The sequence below is a fragment of the Parasedimentitalea marina genome, assembly GCF_004006175.1.
GTDB lineage: Bacteria > Pseudomonadota > Alphaproteobacteria > Rhodobacterales > Rhodobacteraceae > Parasedimentitalea > Parasedimentitalea marina.
In genome coordinates this window covers 3422871-3441883 of record NZ_CP033219.1, presented here as the reverse complement: position 1 = coordinate 3441883, position 19013 = coordinate 3422871, and the positions used below count along the sequence as shown (strand labels likewise).

The 19013-nt window shown below is 56.2% G+C and carries 17 protein-coding genes; 10 read left to right on the top strand and 7 right to left on the bottom strand.

The genetic code is table 11. The features are described 5' to 3' along the window. Position 1: 1 nt before the first annotated feature. Both EBB79_RS16610 and EBB79_RS16605 read left to right on the top strand, forming a co-directional pair. On the top strand, positions 2-1339 hold the full coding sequence (locus EBB79_RS16610; RefSeq protein ID WP_127749932.1) for a YeaH/YhbH family protein: 1338 nt from the start codon (positions 2-4) through the stop codon (positions 1337-1339). Continuing rightward, positions 1326-2834 carry a SpoVR family protein gene (locus EBB79_RS16605; RefSeq protein ID WP_127749931.1) on the top strand — a complete coding sequence of 503 codons (1509 nt, stop codon included), beginning with the start codon at positions 1326-1328 and terminating at the stop codon, positions 2832-2834. The genes EBB79_RS16610 and EBB79_RS16605 overlap by 14 nt, the downstream gene beginning before the upstream one ends. A gap of 90 nt (positions 2835-2924) precedes the next feature. Here the strand turns inward: EBB79_RS16605 and EBB79_RS16600 are convergent, their stop codons facing one another. The 6 genes from EBB79_RS16600 to EBB79_RS16575 all read right to left on the bottom strand — a co-directional run bounded on the left by EBB79_RS16600 (position 2925) and on the right by EBB79_RS16575 (position 7449). After that, the gene (locus tag EBB79_RS16600) at positions 2925-4160 is read right to left on the bottom strand and encodes an MFS transporter (protein ID WP_127749930.1); all 1236 of its coding nucleotides are present in this window, start codon (positions 4158-4160) and stop codon (positions 2925-2927) included. 3 nt (positions 4161-4163) lie between these two features. Beyond that, positions 4164-4430, bottom strand: coding sequence for a metal-sensing transcriptional repressor (locus EBB79_RS16595; protein WP_127749929.1), 267 nt, complete (start codon positions 4428-4430; stop codon positions 4164-4166). A 128-nt stretch (positions 4431-4558) separates the two neighbouring features. Continuing rightward, a complete protein-coding gene (locus tag EBB79_RS16590) occupies positions 4559-5221 on the bottom strand; it encodes a GntR family transcriptional regulator (protein ID WP_127749928.1) in 663 nt (220 codons plus the stop codon). A gap of 154 nt (positions 5222-5375) precedes the next feature. After that, positions 5376-5870: an SRPBCC family protein gene (locus EBB79_RS16585; RefSeq protein ID WP_127749927.1), complete on the bottom strand. Its 495-nt coding sequence runs from the start codon at positions 5868-5870 to the stop codon at positions 5376-5378. Beyond that, positions 5863-6234, bottom strand: a complete 372-nt coding sequence (locus EBB79_RS16580; protein ID WP_127749926.1) for an ArsR/SmtB family transcription factor — start codon at positions 6232-6234, stop codon at positions 5863-5865. The genes EBB79_RS16585 and EBB79_RS16580 overlap by 8 nt, the downstream gene beginning before the upstream one ends. Before the next feature lie 102 nt (positions 6235-6336). Beyond that, positions 6337-7449 (bottom strand): S-(hydroxymethyl)glutathione dehydrogenase/class III alcohol dehydrogenase, encoded by a 1113-nt coding sequence (locus tag EBB79_RS16575; protein WP_127751042.1) that lies wholly within the window; start codon positions 7447-7449, stop codon positions 6337-6339. A 379-nt stretch (positions 7450-7828) separates the two neighbouring features. Between EBB79_RS16575 and EBB79_RS16570 the strand changes: the two genes are divergently transcribed. Beyond that, positions 7829-10330: a heavy metal translocating P-type ATPase gene (locus EBB79_RS16570; protein ID WP_127749925.1), complete on the top strand. Its 2502-nt coding sequence runs from the start codon at positions 7829-7831 to the stop codon at positions 10328-10330. A gap of 9 nt (positions 10331-10339) precedes the next feature. Next, complete coding sequence (cueR, locus tag EBB79_RS16565; RefSeq protein ID WP_127749924.1) at positions 10340-10741, top strand: Cu(I)-responsive transcriptional regulator; 402 nt, start codon at positions 10340-10342, stop codon at positions 10739-10741. A gap of 101 nt (positions 10742-10842) precedes the next feature. Here the strand turns inward: cueR and EBB79_RS16560 are convergent, their stop codons facing one another. Then, complete coding sequence (locus tag EBB79_RS16560) at positions 10843-11673, bottom strand: 3-oxoadipate:acetyl-CoA acetyltransferase (RefSeq protein ID WP_127749923.1); 831 nt, start codon at positions 11671-11673, stop codon at positions 10843-10845. Positions 11674-12136: 463 nt separating this feature from the next. On the opposite strand from EBB79_RS16560, the gene EBB79_RS16555 reads away from it, so the two are divergent. Genes EBB79_RS16555 through EBB79_RS16530 form a run of 6 tightly spaced genes read left to right on the top strand, consistent with a single transcriptional unit; the run spans position 12137 to position 18747 of the window. Next, a complete protein-coding gene (locus EBB79_RS16555; protein WP_127749922.1) occupies positions 12137-13012 on the top strand; it encodes a branched-chain amino acid ABC transporter permease in 876 nt (291 codons plus the stop codon). Between the two features lie 3 nt (positions 13013-13015). After that, positions 13016-14101: a branched-chain amino acid ABC transporter permease gene (locus EBB79_RS16550; RefSeq protein ID WP_127749921.1), complete on the top strand. Its 1086-nt coding sequence runs from the start codon at positions 13016-13018 to the stop codon at positions 14099-14101. Next, positions 14098-14865, top strand: coding sequence for an ABC transporter ATP-binding protein (locus tag EBB79_RS16545; protein ID WP_127749920.1), 768 nt, complete (start codon positions 14098-14100; stop codon positions 14863-14865). The genes EBB79_RS16550 and EBB79_RS16545 overlap by 4 nt, the downstream gene beginning before the upstream one ends. Continuing rightward, positions 14865-15638 carry an ABC transporter ATP-binding protein gene (locus EBB79_RS16540; protein WP_127749919.1) on the top strand — a complete coding sequence of 258 codons (774 nt, stop codon included), beginning with the start codon at positions 14865-14867 and terminating at the stop codon, positions 15636-15638. The genes EBB79_RS16545 and EBB79_RS16540 overlap by 1 nt, the downstream gene beginning before the upstream one ends. Before the next feature lie 15 nt (positions 15639-15653). Further along, entirely contained in the window at positions 15654-17540 is a 1887-nt protein-coding gene (locus EBB79_RS16535) for an AMP-dependent synthetase/ligase (protein WP_127749918.1), read from the top strand. A gap of 46 nt (positions 17541-17586) precedes the next feature. After that, positions 17587-18747 carry an ABC transporter substrate-binding protein gene (locus EBB79_RS16530; protein WP_127749917.1) on the top strand — a complete coding sequence of 387 codons (1161 nt, stop codon included), beginning with the start codon at positions 17587-17589 and terminating at the stop codon, positions 18745-18747. Positions 18748-19013 lie beyond the last annotated feature (266 nt).

Here is a 19013-nt window from a genome sequence, read left to right as displayed (position 1 = left end):
GATGCATCACTTTATCGACAGACGCCGTAACCCCAAAGGCAAAAGCCTGGGAAACCGGCAACGGTTCTTGCGCAGGGCCCGAGACAACATCAAAGAACGTGTTGATCAATCGGTGCGCGGCAAGACACTGCAACCAGAAAACGGCGGTCTCAGTGATGGTGAAAAGGTAACCATCCCGTCCAAAGGGTTAAAAGAACCCCGACTGGCGCATTCGACAACGGGCGGGCAACGGCACCATGTGCTGCCGGGGAACAAGGATTATGTGGTCGGTGATACCATCCCGCGACCGCAGGGCGGCGGTGGGCAGGGGGGGCGCAAAGCATCAGAGGATGGCGACGGGGAGGATGAATTCTCTTTTACCCTGTCTCAGGAAGAATACCTGGAAATTTTGTTTGATGGGCTGGAGTTGCCTGATCTGGTCGAGAAAAACACCTTTGAGACACTCACCGTTGGCACCCGTCGGGCCGGGCTGACAACGGCGGGTTCGCCCAACAATTTGAACTTGGTGCGCACCATGCGAAACTCGCTGGGGCGGCGGATTGCCTTGCAACGGCCAAGTTTGGCCGCGCAGCAGGACGTTGAAGATCAGATTGCTCTGCTGGAGGCGAAGGCACCGTTGACTGCGAAACAGAAGGAGGCGCTGAGTGAATTGCAGGCGCGGCTCGATTATCTGAATCGCAAGCGCAAGGTGGTGGGTTACATTGACCCTCTGGATCTGCGTTACGATACGTTCGTGCCGGAAAAAATACGCAACTCCAAAGCGGTGGTCTTCTGCCTGATGGACGTTTCAGGATCGATGCAAGAGAGGGAAAAAGACCTGTCAAAGAGGTTTTTCCTATTGCTGCACCTGTTCCTCACCCGTGGCTATGAACATACTGAGATTGTTTTTATTCGCCACACCCATCACGCCCAGGAAGTGGATGAAGAAACGTTTTTCTACGCCCGTGAAACAGGCGGTACAATTGTCTCGACGGCGCTGGAAGAGATGAAGAAAATTATTGCTGATCGTTATCCAACTGATGAGTGGAATATCTACGGCGCACAGGCCTCAGACGGCGAAAACTTTGGCAATGACTCCCTGCGATGCAAAAAGCTGTTGCTCGAGGATCTTCTGCCTGTGTGTCAGTTCTATGCCTATGTTGAAATTGTCGATGAAGATGCAGACATGCTGCTCAGCAATGCTGACGCAGGCGAGGACCTTTGGCAGGCCTATCGTCAGGTCAAGGAGGCGGTTCCGCACTTTGAAATGCAGCGGGTCTCGCTGCCCTCCCATATCTATCCAATATTCCGGGAGTTCTTTCTTCCCAAGATAAAAGGGGCCCAGAATGCAGGCGGTTAAGACCTCCTCGACTGTGCTGTTTGACGGTCCGGAATGGACCTTTGAACTACTTGAAAAAGCCCGCGATATTATCGAGGATATCGCGCTGCAGGATTTGGGACTGGATGTTTATCCCAACCAGATCGAAATTATTTCGTCCGAACAGATGCTGGACGCCTATTCCTGTGCCGGCTTGCCGCTGATGTATCAACACTGGTCATTTGGGAAGCATTTCGTGCGCGACGAAACCCTGTATCGTACCGGGCGGCAGGGGTTGGCCTATGAAATTGTCATCAACTCAAATCCCTGCATCAGCTACAATATGGAAGAGAACACCATGGCGATGCAAACGCTGGTGATGGCGCATGCAGCCTTTGGGCATAATCATTTTTTCAAGAACAACTACCTGTTCCGGCAGTGGACGGATGCAGCAGGGATCCACGACTACCTTGCATTTGCCAAGAATTACATCATTGCTTGCGAAGAACGCTATGGGCTCACCGCAGTGGAGGATATTCTGGACGCCGCTCATTCAATGCAGGCGCAGGGGGTTTTTCGCTATGGGCGTCCGCCCCAGCCCACTGTTGCCGAGAAAGAGGCCATGCAGAAGGTCCGTGAGGGTTTTGAAAGTAGCCAAAGCCTGCTGGATCTTTGGACGGACAGCACCATGCGCCGGGATGATGAAGACAGCGACAACGAGGATCCAGCGGTCAGTGCCCGTCAACGCGAGCTGAACCTGCCGCAGGAAAACATCCTTTATTTTCTTGAGAAAAACAGCCCGATCCTGAAGTCCTGGGAACGGGAAATCCTGCGCATCGTGCGCAGTCTGGCGCAATATTTGTATCCGCAGAAGCAGACAAAGGTGATGAACGAGGGCTGTGCCACCTTCGTGCATTACTACATTATCAACGAGTTGTATCAGCAGGGGCGGCTGACGCAGGGCGCCTATATGGAGATGATGCACAGCCACACCAATGTAGTGTTGCAACCCGAATATGACGACCCGCGCTATTCCGGGATCAATCCCTATGCGCTGGGCTTTGCTATGATGACGGACATTCGTCGGATTTGCGAGACACCAACCGACGAAGACCGTGACTGGTTTCCCGACTTTGCAGGGGATCCGAATTGGCGCGGGGTGCTCAAAGATGCCTGGGCGAACTACCGGGATGAGAGTTTCATACAGCAATTCCTGTCCCCACATTTGATCCGAAAATTCAAACTGTTCACGCTGTCCAATGACGCGAATAAGCCAAATCTGGTGGTCAGTGATATTCACAATCGGGCGGGGTATCGTGACATTCGCCGTGAACTGGCTCGGTCCTATGACCTGGCTTATCTGGAGCCGGATATTCAGGTGACTGATGTCGACCTGCGCGGTGACCGCGAGTTGAAGATGACTCATTTCGTGCGAAATGACATTCAACTGGATCGGGACAACCGAGAGGAAGTCCTGAAACATGCCCGCAAGTTATGGGGTTACAACGTGAAAATGAGCGTTGAAGTGGCGCCTTGATGATGTCGAACAAAGATCGGGAATATATGCCGCGCGGTCCTTCTGGGCGTTAATTCGAAATCTGAGGTGACGATGGCCCCGGAACGGTCATTACTGTGATACGGAGGACGTGCTTTCTTGCCCCTTGGGCGGCTCTTGGGAGGGCCATTGTTTTAGGGCATACAGCAGACCGGCCACGCCCAATGCTGCCAGACCCCATAGTGTCGGCACCGTACCATATTGGCTCATCAGCCAGCCCGAAACGGGATAGGTCACCAACCAGCAGCCATGTGACAGGGTGAACTGAGCCGCGAAAATGGATGGCCGGTCTTCGGCGTTGGCTGACCTGCGCAGCAATCGACCTGACGGTGTCAGAATTGTGGAATAGCCAATCCCAATCCCCAGCCAGGCCGCCAGCAAAGCGAGTAGTGACAAACCCGAAAGGTGAACGTTCACTGCAAGTAAAACGACGGCTGCAAGCGATATCAGCGCCCCTGCAGACATGATCCGGCGATCTGATGTGCGAGATAGTAATTTTGGTAGGATCAAAGCCGCTAACATTGATCCGGCACCAAAGCTGGCCAGGGCCCAGGCCACCATCGTCTCGTTTAGTCCCAATTCACCACGGACCACGACGACGGTATTGACGATCACCATGGCGCCTGTGGCTGAAGCCACCATGCTCAGCCCAAGTAATCCGCGCAAGCGCGGGGTGTTCAGATACAGGCGTAAGCCTCTGGTGGTGCTATCATAAATGCCGCGCCTACGGGTTGGTTTGGGCGAGGGTAGCGTCACTGAAACCACCAGCAGGGCAGAGGCCATGAAGCCCAGTGCCGTGCCGAAAAACATCGTGCCAAATGCCATAACCGTCAACAGGGCGGCGGCCAGTGCGGGCGACAGCAGGCTTTCCAGATCATAGGCCAACCGCGACAGGGACAGCGCGTTGGTATAGTCTTCCTCGTCTGGCAGCACATCGGGGATCGAGGCCTGGAAGGCAGGTGTAAAACCCGCAGATGAGGCTTGGAGCAGGAAAATCAGCACGTAGATCTGCCAGATCTGATCGACAAATGGCAGCGCCAATGCCACTGCGGCGCGGATCACATCAAGGCTGACCAGCCAGGCCCGCCGCGGCAGGTTCTCGGCCAGGGCCGAGGCAATCGGGGCAATTGTCACATAACTGAGCATTTTGATGGTCAACGCTGTCCCAAGCACCAGGCCGGCCTGATCTCCGGCCAGATCATAGGCCAAAAGGGCCAGCGCAATCGTTGCCAGCCCTGTCCCCATCACCGCGATCAATTGAGCGGCGAACAGATGGCGGTAGGTGCGGTTTTTCAGAACGCTCAGCATGGTCTAAAGGTACCTTGTAATGTCCTTGAAGCTTTTTGTGTCAACGATTTCACCACTGTCTCCGGGCTCCAGGCAGTGATCGATGTGGTCGTGAATTAGCGCCCGCTTTGCATTGGTTACGGCCTTTTCGACCGCATGCAACTGTTGCGCGATTTCTGCGCAGGGACGGCCCTCGGCGATCATGTCAATGACTGCCGTGAGGTGACCATTGGCCCGTTTCAGTCGGGCAGAAATTTGCGGATGTGAGCTGTGTTTTTCAATTTTTGACATAGTTCACGTATCCCCCTGGGGGGGATAAGGTCAAGCCTAAATCTCAAAAAGACAGCATCAAGTCAGAATTCCGATAAAGCTGTAATTATATTTTTTAATTCAATGTCTTGGTCTGATGTGACGCAGGCCTAGTCGGCGCTCCGCAGCTTTTCTTGCAGCGAAACCTTGGCGTCATGGATATGTGCATAGGTCAGGCTGGCTGCTTGATCTGCATCTCCGGTTTCGCAGGCCTGCAGTATTGCCAAGTGTTCCTGACTGCTGCGCTCAATGCCATCTGTCATTACCAATTGTGCCCGCAGGTGGCGGTCGATCCGGTCCATCGAATTTTCAATGACTGAAATATGATAGGGCATGCCGCTGGCACCATAGAGCGTTGAGTGAAACAGGCGGTTCAGGTCTCCGTATTCCATCGGGTCCTGCGCCGCCGCGAATTTTTCCAAAAAACCACGCGCATTGCTTAGGATTTCGGGTGTCATCTTGGGCACGGCGGCCCGGATCACCTCGGGTTCCAACAGGCAGCGAAAGTCAAAAATCTCGTCAGCTTCCTGCATCGACAGGCAGGCCACTACAGCGCCTTTGTAGCGGATGGCTTTGACCAGACCCTGATGCTCCAGCATGGCAATGGCTTCGCGCACTGGAATACGAGAGGTGTTGAACGCGCGGGCAATTTCGTCCTGGCGCAAGGGCTCTCCGTCACTCAGGTCTCCCTCAATGATGGATTTGCGTAGCGAGCGAAAGATGATCGTCGCCGCTGAGGCTGTCTTGCCGATATCAACAGATTGAAATTTCAAGGTATTTGGCCCGCGTTGAAGGTTATTCTCGGGCAATTATAGCTTTGATAGGGCGCAATGCAATGACACTGCGCCCTACGTTAAAAACGAGTGAACCTGCCCATAAGGGCAGGCGTGTTTGGGGCAAAGGCCCCTGTGGGATTGCAGGCAGTGTTTAGCTCTGCATCTCGGCCAACATCTCGGCAAGCATGTCCATCCCCGAGACCCAGCCCTTGTCCATTCCAGCCATGGCAGCGGCAAAACAGGCCAGTTCAGCCGGGCTTGCATTATGGGGTTGCCAGATCAGTTTGAGCAGGGTTTTTCCGTCTTTTTCAGCAAAGGTCACCGTGGTCAGCAGAACACGGGGCCAATCGGGCATCATGGGGTTTGCCGCAGCTTCCCATTCAGCGTTGGCAATTGAATGCAGCCAGACCAGGCGCGCCGGGGGTTCAACCTCGATGTATTCCATGCGCTCGAAATTGGAGGTCTCTCCCCATTTCATTTCGTTAAGCCAAACACCACCAGGGGCCACATCCAGTTTATGAATGACGGTTTCTACACCAGGGCCATACCAATGCGACAGCAGATCGGCTTCGGTCCAGGTGCGCCATACCAATTCGCGCGGGGCGTCAAATTCTCTTTCCAATACATAAGTTGGCAATTCACTCATTTGGAGGCTCCTTCATGTCAGCCTGTTTCAATGTTTCCAATAAGTCATCCAGCTGATCAAAGCTTGAAGACCAAAACTCTCTGAAATCTTCTAGCCAGCTTACCGCTGCGGCCATGGGCTTGGCCTTTAACCGGGCAGGCCGACGCTGTTTATCAATTGCACGTTCCACCAGGCCTGCGCGTTCCAGAACTTTCAAGTGTTTTGAAACCGCGGGCTGGCTCATCTTAAAGGGTTCCGCCAGCTCATTCACGCCGGCTTCGCCACTTGCGAGTCTGGTTAAAATCGCGCGACGTGTGGGGTCAGCCAGCGCGGCAAAAATAGCATCAAGGTTCTTGGGCGCGGTGGTCGAATTTGAAAGCTGCATAACCATATGGTTATATGTCAGGTCAGCGTGAGTCAACCGGGCACAAAAAAACGCAGGCCGGTGAGGCCTGCGTTCTCATTAATTTTCCTGTGCAGTGGGGGCTTAGAATTCAACCACAGCGCGGATCGACTTGCCCGCGTGCATCAGTTCAAAACCCTCGTTGATCTGGTCCAACGTCAGCTTGTGGGTAATCATTGGATCGATCTCAATCTTGCCGTCCATGTACCAATCGACGATTTTCGGCACATCCGTGCGACCTGAGGCTCCACCAAAGGCAGTCCCGCGCCAGGAGCGACCGGTGACCAGCTGGAACGGACGCGTCGAGATTTCAGCCCCGGCCGGCGCCACACCGATGATGATGCTTTCGCCCCAACCTTTGTGCGAGGCCTCAAGCGCGGTGCGCATGACGTTGACATTGCCAGTGGCGTCAAAGGTGTAGTCCGCGCCGCCGCCAGTCAACTCGACCAGATGCGCCACCAGATCGCCGTCAACCTCGGCTGGGTTCACAAAGTGGGTCATGCCGAATTTGGTCGCCATCTCAACCTTGCCCGGGTTCAGGTCCACACCGACGATTTGGTCGGCACCGGCCAGACGCAGGCCCTGGATCACGTTCAGACCAATGCCGCCCAGACCGAAAACGATCCCGGTTGAGCCGATCTCGACCTTGGCGGTGTTAATCACAGCACCAATGCCAGTGGTGACGCCGCAGCCGATGTAGCAGATCTTATCAAACGGCGCGTCTTTGCGGACTTTGGCCAGCGCGATTTCCGGCACCACAGTATGATTGGCAAAGGTCGAGCAGCCCATGTAGTGATGGATCGGCGTGCCGTCCAGCATCGAGAACCGGGTCGAGCCGTCGGGCAGCAGACCGGCGCCCTGGGTCGAGCGGATGGATTGGCACAAGTTAGTTTTTGGGTTCAGACAATAGTCACACTCGCGACATTCAGGCGTGTAAAGCGGGATCACGTGATCTCCGACTTCCAGACTGGTGACACCCTCGCCAATCTCGATGACGATACCGGCGCCTTCGTGGCCCAGAATGGCCGGAAAGATACCTTCGGGATCATCACCCGAACGGGTGAACTCATCGGTGTGGCACAGGCCTGTGGCCTTGATCTCCACAAGAACCTCACCCGCCTTGGGGCCTTCGAGGTTCACTTCCATGACCTGCAGAGGTTGACCTGCTGCAACGGCTACGGCGGCGCGCGTTCTCATCATTCCAAATTCCTTTGTCTGAGTAGTACCCACTTAAAGCGTGGGGTGTTGGTTTGAAGGCGTCGATGAAAGGAGGCCGGTTGGCTGTGCCCTCTCATGGGTATTATAGGCCCTATCCAAGCGGGCTCGGTTGTGCAAGTTCGACGGCGTTAGTTTACCAGTTTCCAGTGTTGGTCCTGCCTGTCGTCGCGACAAATGTTGGGTCGGTTGCGGCAAGTGTACGGTCAAACGGGTCTTTTGCGCCGACGGGCCAGCAGCAATTTGGGCGGGATCTCGTTTTATTTGTAGATCTCATGTCTTTTTTGCCTTCCCCCTCTTGACCCTCCCGTGACTGGAACCTCCATATGCGGTAGGATGAATGACTGCCAAAGGGTCTCCCATGTCCGACACTACTCAAATTACATTGCAATTATCGGGTCTTAGCTGCGCAAGCTGCGTTGGGCGAGCCGAACGCGCCCTGGCTGCGGTTGACGGGGTGACGCAGGCCACGGTCAATCTGGCCAATGCCACGGCTCAGGTCGACCACACTGCAGACTTGCCTCTGAGTGCCTTGACCAGTGCTTTGGCCGACGCCGGATACCCTGCAGTAGAGACGCAAACCTCGCTGCAAATTGAGAACCTAAGCTGCGCCTCATGTGTTGGTCGCGCTGAACGAGCCCTGAACGCAGTGCCCGGTGTCATTACTGCAAACGTCAATCTGGCCAGCCAAAGTGCGGAAGTCCATTTTGTGGCTGGCAGCACCAGTGGTGGTGATCTGGCCCGAGCAGTAACTACCGCCGGTTATCCGGCGCATGTGCGAAACCACGAGATGGATGAACAGGCCCAGACTGACCAGCGCAGAGACGATGAGATCCAGCAACTGGGGCGCCAGGTGCTGCTAGCTGGGGTGCTGACACTGCCTGTGTTCCTCATTGAAATGGGCGGTCACGTGGTCCCGGCGCTGCATCATTGGATCGTGGCGAATGTCGGTCAGCAAAACAGCTATCTCTTGCAATTTGTGTTGACCACCGTCGTTTTGATGGGGCCGGGCCGAGCCTTTTATACCAAGGGCTTTCCTGCGCTGTTTCGCGCTGCGCCGGATATGAATTCGCTGGTGGCGCTGGGCACGACGGCAGCCTACGGGTTTTCTCTGGTCTCGACATTTGCACCGGGGCTGCTGCCTGCCGGGTCCGCCAATGTCTATTACGAGGCCGCAGCGGTGATTGTGGTGCTGATCTTACTGGGGCGCTGGTTAGAGGCGCGCGCCAAGGGCCGGACGGGCGCGGCGATCCGTAAGTTGGTTGGTCTGCAGGTGCCAAGTGCTCTGGTGCTTATCGATGGCGAACCGGTGGAAACCTCTATTGAACAGATCTCGGTCAATGATCTGATCCGCACCCGTCCGGGCGAGCGCATTGCGGTGGACGGCGAGGTGATCTCGGGGCGGTCTTATGTTGACGAAAGCATGATCACGGGCGAACCGGTGCCGGTATCCAAATCCACAGGTGACCCGGTCACCGCTGGAACGGTGAATGGCAATGGCGGGCTTGACTACAGGGCGACGCGGGTTGGTCGCGATACGGTGCTGGCACAGATTATTCAAATGGTTGAACAGGCGCAGGGGGCCAAACTGCCGGTGCAGGGATTGGTTGACCGTATTACCTTGTGGTTTGTGCCCGCTGTGATCGCGGTTGCGGCGCTGACTATTCTGGCCTGGTTTCTGTTTGGCCCTGATCCGGCACTGTCGTTTGCTCTGGTGGCGGGGGTGTCTGTGCTTATCATCGCCTGTCCCTGTGCTATGGGGCTGGCCACTCCGACCTCGATCATGGTGGGCACCGGGCGTGCTGCCGAAATGGGCGTACTGTTTCGCAAAGGCGATGCGCTGCAGCAGTTGCAAGAGGTCAAACTGGTGGCGCTGGACAAAACCGGCACGCTGACATTGGGACAGCCCAGCCTGACCACATTTACCTGCGCCCCTGGTTTCACCCGCGAGGCCGTCTTGCCCTTGGTGGCTGCGGCCGAAACCAAGTCCGAGCACCCGATTGCACGGGCTTTGGTAGCCGCTGCAGGCCCGGACCTTCCGCAGGCAAGTGACGTCGAGGCCATCCCGGGCTACGGGCTGCAGGCCGAAGTTGCGGGGAAGACCCTGCTAATTGGGGCAGACCGGCTGATGCAGCGCGAAGGTATCGACATTGGCGACCTGGCGCAAACGGGTGCCACATTGGCCAAGCGCGGCGAGACGCCGCTCTATGCGGCGATAGACGGCAAGATTGCCGCAGTTATCGCCGTCGCTGACCCGATCAAACAAGGGACCCGTACAGCGATTAAGGCGTTTCACGATCAGGGTCTTAAGGTCGCAATGATCACCGGCGACAATGCGGCGACTGCCTCGGTTATTGCTGCTGATCTGGGCATCGACGCGGTCAAGGCCGAGTGTCTTCCAGCACAAAAAGTAGAGGCGCTGAAACAGCTTGAGGCAGAACATGGGGCGGTGGCCTTTGTTGGTGACGGTATCAACGATGCCCCGGCTTTGGCCACAGCCGGAGTGGGGATTGCGATTGGCACTGGCACTGATGTTGCCATCGAGGCGGCAGATGTGGTGTTGATGTCCGGCGATTTGCGCGGCGTGGTCAACGCGCTGACCGTCAGTCGCGCCACCATGCGCAACATACGCCAAAATCTGGTCTGGGCCTTTGGCTATAACGTGTTGCTGATACCGGTTGCTGCCGGAGTATTGTATCCCTTGGGCGGCCCGCTTTTGTCGCCTGCACTGGCCGCTGGGGCAATGGCCCTGTCCAGCGTCTTTGTGCTGACCAACGCGCTGCGCCTGCGCCGCTTACGACCTGCGATACCTGAAAACCAAACAGCAACAGATACAGTGTTGCACGCAACCCCTGCAGAATAGGAGCCAGCTATGAACATCGGAGACGTCTCGGCCCGCTTGGGGCTGCCCGCCAAAACCATCCGCTATTACGAGGACATCGGCCTGATCAAACCGCTGCGCTCGGCCAACGGCTACCGCAGCTTTGTTACCTCAGATCTGCACCGGCTGGCCTTTCTGGGCCGTGCCCGGGCGCTTGGTTTCACCATCGAGGACTGTCGCACCCTTATGGCGCTTTATCAGGACGAAAGCCGCGCCAGCGCCGACGTCAAAGGCCTGGCCAAAGAGCATCTGACCAAAATAGAAACCAAAATTCACGATTTGCAGACGATGCACGATACCCTAAGTGAACTGGTCGAATGTTGCGCAGGCGATGATCGTCCGGACTGCCCAATCCTAAGTGATCTGTCTGGTCTCAGCTCCACACCCGTCTAGGCCCCAGCTTTCCAGGTCCGCAAGTGTGCGGGCCTGGTGTTCATTTTTGCTAATACTGCTCAATCGAACCGTCACCAGTGCCACACTGGCGGCGATCTGGATCAAGCGGGGCGCAGTCCCAGGATCTCACGCGCCTGTTGCCAGCTGGCGACCGGGCGTTCGTATTTCTCACAGAGCTCAGCCGCCCGGGTAACCAGCGCTGCATTGGACGGCGCCAGAGTATTGCGATCCAGGCGCATGTTGTCTTCCAACCCGGTGCGGGTATGACCACCTGCGGCGATAGACCATTCATTGACGACAATCTGACCGGGGCCAACGCCGGCCGCGCACCACTGGGCCTCGGGCGCCAGACGTTGCATGGTTTTGACGTAATAATCAAAGACATCCTTGTCGACGGGCATGGCGTTTTTCACACCCATCACAAATTGCACATACAGGGTCCCGGCGATGCGGCCTTCGCGGTTCATCTTTACCGCCTGATGGATATGCGACAGGTCAAAGGCTTCGATCTCGGGCTTGACCTCATAGGTGCACATTTCCGAAGCCAGCCAATCCACCAGATCCGGCGAATTTTCATAGACGCGGGTGGGGAAGTTGTTCGACCCTACCGACAGCGAGGCCATGTCGGGACGTAAAGACAACATGCCACCGCGATCCTTGCCCGCGCCGGACCGCCCACCAGTGGACAACTGCACCACCATGCCTGGGCAATGTGTATTCAGACCCTCCAGCAGGCGTCCAAATTTTTCAGGATCCGAAGTGGGGGTCTGGTCGTCATTGCGCACGTGGCAATGGGCGATAGAGGCGCCAGCCTCGAATGCCGCATGGGTGCTTTCAATCTGCTCGGCTATGGTGACCGGTACCGCAGGATTGTTTTCCTTGCGCGGGACCGAACCAGTGATTGCGACGCAGATGATGCAGGGGGTACTCATGAGTGGATCCTAGATGTCAAAAAACACATTTTTGTCGTCGCTAAGACGGCGAATATCGAAATGATAAGGTGTCGTAATATTACGTTTCACCGGTTGTGCAATCAATGTTTTTCACCAGATGGCCGCTGTTTGAGTAAACCGGCCCTTGGCTGATTGCGGCAGGGCGACAGGCTGTCATGGCCTCAATGAAAGCGTGGTGGGATCAAAACGGATAGCGGAGTACAATAGGATATATTGGGTTACGCTGGCGGAAATTCAGCTCATAAGTGTAATTGGATCCATAAGTTTCAAACTATGCTTGTTTGGTCGTTTTTGTTGACAGACAAAAAATTGTCTCGCTAATCTGACCTGGACGCGCCCGGTATCAGAGCTTGCAAGGGAGACCCGAGCTTTTACGCTTAAGGCGCGACCCGTCCGGCAATGTCCGGGCAAAACACTGCGTTTTAGGGCAGGGGAGGACAATTTGGACGTTTTGCAGCTGCTGGTCAGCGGGCTTGCGAATGGCTGTGTGTACGGGTTGATCGCACTTGGCTTTGTGCTGATTTACAAGGCAACCGAGGCGGTGAATTTTGCCCAGGGCGATTTCATGATGCTGGGGGCCTTTGTGACGCTGGGGCTGACCAATGCCGAGTACTTGCATATGCCATTCTGGCTGGCTGCACCGCTGGCCATTATGATCATGGCGGTGTTGGGGTATCTGTTGGATTATCTGGTGTTGCGACATCTGTTTGGCCAAAGTCAGACTGCCGTGGTGATCCTGACCATCGCATTGGGCTTTGTGATCCGCTTTGTTGCCGGGGTGATTTGGGGGCACGAGCCACAGACACTGGAAAGCCCGCTCGCAATCGGAGACATCCACTTTGGCGGTGTTGTCCTGGGGATGGCTGATGTGGCGGTGATAGTGGTCACAGTCTTGATGACGCTGTTTTTGTACCAATTCTTTCAACGGACTAAACTGGGATTGGCAATGCAGGCCGCCAGCCAGAACCAGATGGCGGCCTATTATATGGGTATTCCAGTAAAGCGGGTGCAGGGGTTGATCTGGGGCCTGTCCGGCGCGACCGCTGCAGTGGCGGGTATTTTGTTTGCGTCCAAAGGCGCAATAGACCCCAATGCTGGCCTTTTGGGGATAAAGGCATTTGCCGCAGCGGTAATCGGTGGATTTGGCTCACTGCCCGGTGCGCTGGCGGGCGGGCTGATCGTGGGGGTGATCGAGCCCTTTGCCTCGCGTTATTTTGCGGCCGGGTATTCACAGATTGCACCCTATGCCTTGCTACTGATTGTCCTGGTGCTGCGCCCCCATGGGCTGTTCAGTCAAATCCGGATCAAGAAGGTCTGATTGATGCGCATCCTGTTTAAAACCTCGTACAATGATGACATCCGCCTGTTCCCCGATCGCTGGACACTGGCGATCTATGCGGGGCTTCTGGTGTTGAGTTTGACGCTGCCCCTGCTGCTGGATGAATTCTACATTGGCGAGGTCACCAATGTGCTGATCTGGGCCATTGCCGGGCTGGGGCTGATGTTGCTGACGGGGCAGACTGGACAGGTCAGTCTGGGCCACGCGGCGTTTCTGGCGATTGGCTGTTACACCAACACTATTTTGATAGAGGCAGGGCTGCCGTTTATTTTGGCCTTTCCACTAGCCGGAATGATCACTGGCGTTGTTGGCGCAATTATCGCCATTCCTGCGCTACGACTGCATGGGATTTACCTGGCGATCGCCACCATTGCCCTATCGATTCTCGCCGATGACATCATCGTTCTGCTGGACCCCTGGACCGGCGGTGTGTCTGGAAAATTCCCTGACGCCATCACCTTATTCGGGCTCGAGATCGAACGCTGGACGATGCCAGTACGGTTTTATTATCTGGTGCTGGCGGTGACCGTCATCTGCACCCTGTTCTACCGCAATCTGTTGCGTTCGCCGCTGGGGCGGGCCTTTGCGGCGGTGCGCGACAGCGAGGTCTCGGCCAGCGCTATGGGGGTGCATATAGCGCGTACCAAGGGCACGGCCTTTGGCTTGTCCTGCATGATCACTGGCTGGGCCGGGGCCTTGATGGGATATTATGCCGGCGCTTTCAACAACGAGACCTTCTCGCTGGTGATTTCGATCACCTTGCTGATGATGATCGTGATTGGTGGGTTGGGATCGATCCACGGCGCGTTCTTTGGCGCGGTGGTGGTGGCGTTTCTACCGCAGGTGCTGTCGATCCTGAAGGGCGCGGTGCTGGGCGGCGGTGTGGCCATCCCGGGGCTGGAAACCGGAGTTTTCGGCATGATCCTGATCCTGTTCATCCTGTTTGAGCCGATGGGGATCTATGGCCGCTGGCTGAAGGTCCGCACTTGGTTTGAGTTGTTCCCATTCGCGCGCAAGGACATGTTCCGTCGTCAGAAAAGCTATCTGAAAACGGAGCGCCTGCGATGAGCCTGCTAGAGATCAAGGACGCGACGTTGAAATTTGGCGGTGTGGTGGCGGTGAACAACCTCAGCCTGTCGGTGAACGAGGGCGAAGTGTACGCCATCGTTGGCCCGAACGGTGCGGGTAAATCCACGGTCTTCAACCTGATCTCGCGGTTCTATCAGCCGTTTTCGGGCAGCTTTACGTTTGAGGGGCAAAACCTGCTGGATCGCGCTGCCGATCAGGTGGCGGACCTGGGGATTGCGCGGACGTTCCAGAATATCGAACTGTTTGATCATGCCACAGTATTGCAGAACCTGCTGGTCGGTCGACATCGGCACCGCAAAACCTCGCTGGTCGAAGAGCTGCTTTTTGCCCCCCGTGTCCGGCGCGAGGAGATGGCCCATCGCGCGGCGGTGGAAGAGGTGATCGATTTTCTGGATCTGCAGCCCTACCGCAACAAGATGATTGCCGGTCTGCCATACGGGGTGCGCAAGGTGGTGGAACTGGGCCGCGCGCTGGCCTCGGGGCCGCGGTTGCTGTTGCTGGATGAACCGGCCTCGGGGTTGTCGGTCGAGGAAACCCAAGACATGCGGTGGTGGATCGATGACATCCGCAAACAGATGGGTATCACCGTGTTGATGGTGGAGCATGATATGGGGCTGGTGTCCTCTGTTTGTGACCGGGTGCTGGCGCTGGCGGATGGGGCCAAACTGGCTGAGGGTACTCCAGCCCAGGTACAGGCCAGCCCGGCGGTGATCGAGGCTTACTTAGGCGCGGGGGCTGTGTGATGGGCGACGCACTTCTCGAGATCAAGAACCTTGAAAGTTACTATGGGCCGATCATGGCCATTCGCGGCGTTTCGTTAAAGGTGGAAAAGGGTCAGATCGTCACCGTGCTGGGGGCCAATGGGGCGGGTAAATCAACTCTGTTGAAGACCATTTCGGGCATTATGGACCCGGAAAAGGGGCAGGTGCTGTTCAACGGTGCTGAAATCCAGGGACAAGAGCCCCATAAAATCGTGCAACATGGTATTGTACATGTGCCCGAGGGGCGCGAGGTGTTCCCGCTGTTGACGGTGGACGAGAACCTGTCGCTGGGCGCCTATACCCGCAAGGACAAGCTGGGGGTGCAGCGGGACCGCGAGATGGTGTTTGATTACTTCCCCATTCTGGCCGAACGGCGCAGGCAAGAGGCGGGGACGTTGTCAGGCGGGCAGCAGCAGATGCTGGCGATTGGCCGGGGGCTGATGCTGCGTCCCGCACTTATGCTGCTGGACGAGCCGTCACTGGGGTTGTCACCGCTATTGGTACAAGAGATCTTTTCCATCCTGCGGCGGCTGAACACGGACGAACAGGTGACGATGATGCTGGTGGAGCAGAACGCCCGCATTGCGTTGGATCTGGCCGACATTGGCTATGTGATGGAAATCGGCCGGATTGTGATGGACGGCAATGCAGACCGGTTGATGCAGAGCGAGGATATCAAGGCGTTCTATCTGGGCCACCAAGAAGTTGGGCAAAGGGGTGAACGTCGCTGGAAACGCAAGAAGACCTGGCGATAAGGGGGGGGCGAGGCGATGAACATGCAAACGGTTGAGCATCCTCAGGTCAGGTTGAATGGCGTCTCGTATAACGCCACCCCCGGATTGCGACCGGTGCGGGTGGATGGCTGCGACACCATCGTCAAATTGTTTGCGGCGCGTTGCAGTGAACTGGGCGCGCGCGTGGCGCACCGGGAAAAAGACATGGGCATCTGGAAAACCTATTCCTGGGCCGAGTATTGGGCCTATGCCAAATGGCTGGGTCTGGGCCTGCGCGCACTGGGTTTGCAACGTGGCGAGGTGGTGTCGATCCTCAGCGAGGACCGCAAGGAATGGCTTTATGCGGATATGGGAATACAGGGTGTCGGCGGCATTGCCTCTGGGGTTTACACCACCGATTCTGCGGCGCAACTGGCCTATCTGCTGAACGACAGCGGCAGCCGGTTCCTGATCGTCGAAGATGATGAGCAGCTGGATAAATACCTGGAAGTTCAGGATCAGGTGCCCGAAGTGGAAAAAGTCGTGATCCTTGAACGGGACGGGCTGCACGATCTGGATCATGACGGATGTATGTTCCTGGATGAGCTATATGAGATCGGCCGACAGTACGAAGCTGCCAATCCGAATGGTTTTGAAGATGAGATCCTGAAATCTAAACCGGGCGACACCGCGCTGCTGATCTATACGTCAGGCACCACTGGCAGGCCAAAGGGCGCGATGCTGGGCCAGGAAAACATCCTTGGCATCATGGAATCCAGCGCCCGTGCCTTGGCAACAGAACCGCAGGACGAACAGCTTTGCTTTTTGCCGCTGTGCCATGTTCTGGAACGCAATGTATCCGCCTATCTGCCGCTGGCGGCGCGCAGCACAGTGAATTTTGCCGAAAGCCCGGAAACCGTGTTCGATAATATGCGCGAGGTCTCGCCATCGACGTTCTTTGCGGTGCCCCGGGTTTGGGAAAAGATCTACTCCAAGGTGCTGGTACTGGCGCAAGAGGCCACACCGTTGGGGCGCTGGGCCTTCTCGCAGGCGATGCACGCCGGCGCTGCGCGGGCTGATTATCTGATGCAGAACAAACCAGTTCCCGGTGCAGTGGCGGTGCGCTACGCGTTGTGGGATTTTGTGGTGCTGCGCAATCTGCGACGGATGCTGGGGTTGGACAAGCTGCGGCGCGGCGGCACCGGTGCAGCGCCAATCTCGCCGGAGCTGTTGAAATGGTACTGGTCGATTGGGGTGCGACTGCTGGAGGGCTATGGCATGACCGAAAACGCGGGCCTGACGGCAGCGAATACTCTGGCGTCCAATCGCCCCGGTACTGTTGGGTTGCCGGTGCCTGGTGTGATTGTACGGATTGCGGATGACGGCGAAATTCAGACCCATGGGCTGAATAATTTTCAGGGCTACTGGCGCAATTCTGATAAAACTGCCGAGACCTTCACCAGCGACGGATGGCTGCGTACCGGGGATGTTGGACAGTTGGACGATGACGGCTATTTGACTATCACTGGCCGGATCAAAGATATCATCATCACTGCAGGTGGTAAGAACATCTCTCCGGCTGAAATCGAAAGTCGGTTGAAGTTCAGCCACTACATCGCGGATGCTGTGGTGATCGGGGATCAGCGTAAATACCTGAGCTGTCTCATTATGATCGATCAGGAAAACGTGGAAAAATTCGCGCAGGATCATAAGATACCATTTAGCGACTTTGCCTCGCTCTGCGCTGTCGAACAGGTGTTGGCCTTAATTGGCGAGGAGGTCGAGACGGTAAATAGTGAATTCGCCAGGGTCGAGCAGATCAAGCAATTCCGCTTGATTAACGTGCTGCTAACAGCCGAGGACGACGAGTTGACCGCCACCATGAAGTTAAAGCGCAACCTGGTGGAACAAAAGCACAGGGCATTGATCGACGAGATGTATTGAGATGCGGATTTTTCGCGCAACGATGATATCATAGGGAGTGTTTCGAATGACTAAAGTGACATCCGTACTGACGGCAGCGGCGTTGGCTGTCGGGGCTGGTTTTGCCGCGCAGGCAGAAACCCAAGGGGTCAGTGACACCGAGGTGGTTATCGGCTCGGTCAATGATCTAAGCGGTGTTTTTGCCGCGGTTGGTGTGCCGGCCGTCAATGGGGCCAACCTGCGCTTTGCTGAGGTGAACGCAGCGGGTGGCGTGCACGGCCGCCAGATCCGCTTTGTGGTCGAGGACAACGGCTATCAGATCCCGCGTGCGATGCAGGGCTATAACAAACTGCTGAACCGCGACAAAGTCTTTGCCATGTTGTTATCGCTGGGCACGCCGATGAATACCGCCGGCTTCAAGCTGCTGGACCCCAAGGGAATCCCGAATATCGGCCCGCTTTCAGCGTCCGTGCAAATGCTGCAAGAGCCTGTCGCCAATAAATTCACCGGGTTCTCCAGTTACTGGGATCAGGTGCAAGCGGGGGTTTCTTATCTGGCCGCCGAGTTTGACGCAAAAGAGGTGTGTTCGATGTACATCCCGTCGGATTTCGGCAAAGAGATTTCCGACAGCACCAAAGATATCAGTGCCACATTGGGGCTTAGCTTTGCGGCTGAGACGACCCATAAACCGGACGAGCTGGATTTTGTGGGCTCGCTGACCAAACTCAAGGCGGCTGGTTGTGACGTTGTCACACTGGCGTTGGGCGTACGTCAGGGCATCACCGTGGTTGGAACAGCCAAGAAGCTGGGTTGGACAGACGTTAAATTCATGAACACCTCGGCTGGTTTCCTTGGCGTGGTTGCAGCGGTTCCTGGCGGTGTGACCGAAGGGCTGTATGCCTCGGCTGGCTGGGTTGACCTGGCAGCGCGGGCCAGCGACGAAGCTCCTGCCAAATTCATGGCCGCTTACATGGCTGAGTTCGACAAACCGGCAAGCGGTTTTGCCATGCTTGGCTATAGCGCTGCCGACACTCTGGTCAGGGCGCTTGACCTTGCAGGTCCGGATCTGACCCAGGCTGCCTTTGTGGAAGGAATGGAAAGCCTGAATTATTTTGACGCGCTCACGGACACTCAGATTACCTATGCAGCAGATGATCACCGCGGCGCGGATGATATCGTGATTTCAGTTGTTGAGAACGGCAAGTGGAGAGAACTAAGCCGTCAATAACGAACAGTTGCGGGCATCTGCAAAGGCCAAGCTAAAAGCCCGGCCTTTGCACGTTCAATCCAATTCACTCGTGTGTTGTCGAAGCATGATCTAATTGCTCATCTATATTGGTGGGGTCCCGGTTGCCGAGACAGAGTAAACACTGCGCAAAATGGTATCGTAAAGTTGCAAAAAAACAACTTATACGTGTTTTTTGTGCTGAAAGCTAAAATTTAAGTTATTGAATTTTGGATAAAATGCACCTATCGGTAGAGTAAAGTATCTCA

Excerpts from the sequence above, each read along its gene's own strand:
- EBB79_RS16605 (WP_127749931.1), top strand. The coding sequence starts at position 1,326 with ATGCAGGCGGTTAAGACCTCCTCGACTGTGCTGTTTGACGGTCCGGAA.
- cueR (WP_127749924.1), top strand. The coding sequence starts at position 10,340 with ATGAACATCGGAGACGTCTCGGCCCGCTTGGGGCTGCCCGCCAAAACC.
- EBB79_RS16585 (WP_127749927.1), bottom strand. The coding sequence starts at position 5,870 with ATGAGTGAATTGCCAACTTATGTATTGGAAAGAGAATTTGACGCCCCG.
- EBB79_RS16540 (WP_127749919.1), top strand. The coding sequence starts at position 14,865 with ATGGGCGACGCACTTCTCGAGATCAAGAACCTTGAAAGTTACTATGGG.
- EBB79_RS16610 (WP_127749932.1), top strand. The coding sequence starts at position 2 with ATGCATCACTTTATCGACAGACGCCGTAACCCCAAAGGCAAAAGCCTG.
- EBB79_RS16580 (WP_127749926.1), bottom strand. The coding sequence starts at position 6,234 with ATGCAGCTTTCAAATTCGACCACCGCGCCCAAGAACCTTGATGCTATT.
- EBB79_RS16570 (WP_127749925.1), top strand. The coding sequence starts at position 7,829 with ATGTCCGACACTACTCAAATTACATTGCAATTATCGGGTCTTAGCTGC.
- EBB79_RS16560 (WP_127749923.1), bottom strand. The coding sequence starts at position 11,673 with ATGAGTACCCCCTGCATCATCTGCGTCGCAATCACTGGTTCGGTCCCG.
- EBB79_RS16550 (WP_127749921.1), top strand. The coding sequence starts at position 13,016 with ATGCGCATCCTGTTTAAAACCTCGTACAATGATGACATCCGCCTGTTC.
- EBB79_RS16575 (WP_127751042.1), bottom strand. The coding sequence starts at position 7,449 with ATGAGAACGCGCGCCGCCGTAGCCGTTGCAGCAGGTCAACCTCTGCAG.
- EBB79_RS16530 (WP_127749917.1), top strand. The coding sequence starts at position 17,587 with ATGACTAAAGTGACATCCGTACTGACGGCAGCGGCGTTGGCTGTCGGG.
- EBB79_RS16600 (WP_127749930.1), bottom strand. The coding sequence starts at position 4,160 with ATGCTGAGCGTTCTGAAAAACCGCACCTACCGCCATCTGTTCGCCGCT.
- EBB79_RS16595 (WP_127749929.1), bottom strand. The coding sequence starts at position 4,430 with ATGTCAAAAATTGAAAAACACAGCTCACATCCGCAAATTTCTGCCCGA.
- EBB79_RS16535 (WP_127749918.1), top strand. The coding sequence starts at position 15,654 with ATGAACATGCAAACGGTTGAGCATCCTCAGGTCAGGTTGAATGGCGTC.
- EBB79_RS16545 (WP_127749920.1), top strand. The coding sequence starts at position 14,098 with ATGAGCCTGCTAGAGATCAAGGACGCGACGTTGAAATTTGGCGGTGTG.